The sequence below is a fragment of the Kitasatospora sp. NPDC059973 genome (assembly GCF_042737525.1).
GTDB lineage: Bacteria > Actinomycetota > Actinomycetes > Streptomycetales > Streptomycetaceae > Kitasatospora.
In genome coordinates, this window is the sequence record NZ_JBHWUI010000325.1 from 1 (window position 1) to 1,940 (window position 1,940).

1 protein-coding gene is annotated in these 1,940 nt (G+C 72.1%); it reads right to left on the reverse strand.

What is annotated here, in order from left to right; translation table 11 throughout:
* Positions 1-42: 42 nt before the first annotated feature.
* Complete coding sequence (locus ACFWA9_RS38655; RefSeq protein WP_380394190.1) at positions 43-1,752, reverse strand: ABC transporter family substrate-binding protein; 1,710 nt, start codon at positions 1,750-1,752, stop codon at positions 43-45.
* Positions 1,753-1,940 lie beyond the last annotated feature (188 nt).

The following is a 1,940-nucleotide window of genomic DNA, read 5'->3' on the forward strand; positions in this document are numbered from 1 at the left end:
GGCCCCGGGGCGTGCTCCCCGGGGCCCGGCCCGCCCGGCCGTTCACCGCTGGAAGGCGACGTTCTCCCAGACGATGTCGGACAGGCCCTGCGCACCGATGTTGGCCAGGTCGGCGCGGGCGCCGTACAGCTGCGGGCGCTGGTAGAGCGGCAGCACCCCGGCCACCTTCCACAGCTCGCCGTCGGCCTGGTTGATGGCCTCGAAGGCGGTGGCCGCGTCGGTCGCGGCGGCGGCCCGGTCGAGGGCGGCGTCGGCGGTGGCGCTGCCGGCCAGGGAGTGGTTCGTGCCGCCGTTCTGGACGAAGTTGGCCCGGTTGCCGCTGGCGGGGAAGGGCGTCCCGAGCAGCGAGTAGGCGGCGATGTCGAAGTCGTGGCGGTTGACGTACTTGTCGAAGTACTCGTTGGCGGCGGCGGTCACCGTGGTGACCTTGACGCCGACGTCCTTGAGCATCCGGGTGGTCACGGCGGCCTCGTTCTGGGCCTGGGTGACCCCGGCCGGGATCACCATCCGCAGGTTCAGCTCCCGGCCGTCCTTCTTGCGGACGTCGCCGTCGAGCTTCCAGCCCGCCGCGTCCAGCTTGCGGACGGCGTCGGCCGGGTCGAACCGGCTCAGGCCGAGCGAGTTGTCCCGGTAGGCGTTCTGGTTGGCCACCAGCAGGTGGTTGTTGAGGGTGACGGTGGGCCAGTCCAGGCCGCTGAGGTCGGAGCGGGTGATGGCGTCCCGGTTGATCGCCTGGAACAGGGCCTGCCGGACGGCCGGGTCGGTCAGCAGGGGGCTGCGGCTGTTCAGCGTGAACTGGCGGAAGTCGGGCCCGCCGGCGCGGCGCACGGCGGCGCCCTTGGTGCTCCTGATGAGCTGGTAGCCGGCCACGTCGGGGCCGTTGTTGAAGAAGTCGATCTCACCCTTGGCGAAGGCGGCGGCCATCGTGTTGGGCACCATGGCACGGAAGACGATCCGGTCCAGCAGCGGCTTCTCGCCCCACCACCCGGGGTCCGCGACCAGGGTGACCGTCTGCGCGGCCCGGTCCAGCTTCTCCACCTTGAACGGGCCCGCGGTGACCGGTATCGCGTCCAGGTAGGCGGAGTTGAACAGGTCCGCGGTGGCGATCCGGCTCGCGGGCAGCAGCGGGGCGTTGGCGGCGCCGTTGAACATCGACTGCCACTCGGAGAACGGCTTGTCGAAGGTCATCACGGCCTGGAAGTCGTCCCGGCCCCGCTCGACCGACGAGACCAGCTCGAAACCGGTGCTGCTGGAGGCCTTGAAGGCGGGGTCCTTCCCGTTCAGGGCGTGCCAGTTGGCCGCGATGTCGCGCCAGGTGAGCGGGGTGCCGTCGGACCACCTCGCCTTCGGGTTGAGCGTCCAGGTGACGACCTGGTGGCCGTCCCGGAGCTCGGACCGGGCGTCCTGGAGGTAGGCCGGGTTGATGCTCTGGGTGCCGGCCGCGTCGGAGCGGAAGAAGGTCGGCAGCAGCGGCTTGGTGACGGTGACCGTGGAGGACTCGCTGCCGTCGGTGTGGATCGGCGACCACTGGGTGGAGTACTGCGCGACCGCGACCCGCAGGGTGCCGCCCGGGCGGAGCTCGGCACGGTCGTGCGGATTGATGTCGACCGCGGTGAGCTTGGGCGATTCGAGCGGGGTCGGGGCGGCCTGGGCGCCGCCGGTGCCGGAGCCGCAGGCGCAGAGGGTCAGCGAGAGCGAGACGGCGGTGAGGCCGCCGAGCAGGGCCGTGCGGTGCGAGGTGAGGCGGCCCATGATGCTGCTCCCGGTGCGGATGTGAAGGACGTGACGGAGGGTACGGCGTCACATCTTGATGACCGGGGTGGTGAGTTGTCGAGGGGCGGGGCCGGGCGCGGGCACCCCCCCCCCGGGGTACTGACCAACCCAGCGGGCCCCCGGCCGCGGGGCGGGCCCCGCGGGGGGGGGGAAAGCCCAAGCCTCGG